1 protein-coding gene and 1 pseudogene are annotated in these 393 nt (G+C 66.7%); both read right to left on the bottom strand.

Going from position 1 to position 393, the window contains the following annotated elements; translation table 11 throughout:
- A partial coding sequence (locus EN745_RS35795) for an FAD-binding oxidoreductase (RefSeq protein ID WP_189363290.1) occupies positions 1-242 on the bottom strand: 242 nt, incomplete at its 3' end.
- Positions 239-393 (bottom strand): annotated as a pseudogene (locus tag EN745_RS37430) (pyridoxal phosphate-dependent aminotransferase); the annotation flags it as partial. The pseudogene EN745_RS37430 and the gene EN745_RS35795, both read right to left, overlap by 4 nt.

Here is a 393-nt window from a genome sequence, read left to right as displayed (position 1 = left end):
ACGTAGAGATCGGCCGAGTACTTCGCCAGCCGCGTCATGTTCTGCGAGGAGCGCAACTGGCCGATCAGGCCGGCCGCATGCCAGGTGGTGCCTGAGGTTAGCTGCTTGCGTTCGAGCAGCACGATGTCGGTCCAGCCGAGCTTGGCCAGATGATAGGCGACCGAGCAGCCGGAGACGCCGCCGCCGATGATGACGGCCCTTGCCTTGTTGGGAATGGCTTTGCCGGGAATGCTTTTGCTCATGCGGCCTCGCGGCGGTAGGCGGAAGCGAAGCGGCGCAGGCGAAGCGCTGCCTCCTTGAGGATGGGCTCGGGCTGGCACAGGCTGACGCGGATGTGGCCGGCGGCGGCCTCGCCGAAGCTCGAACCCGGCATGACGCCGACCCGTTCCTTGT

Source organism: Mesorhizobium sp. M4A.F.Ca.ET.022.05.2.1 (assembly GCF_003998845.1).
In the GTDB taxonomy this organism is placed as follows: Bacteria; Pseudomonadota; Alphaproteobacteria; order Rhizobiales; family Rhizobiaceae; genus Mesorhizobium.
This window is presented reverse-complemented; position numbering and strand designations above follow the sequence as displayed.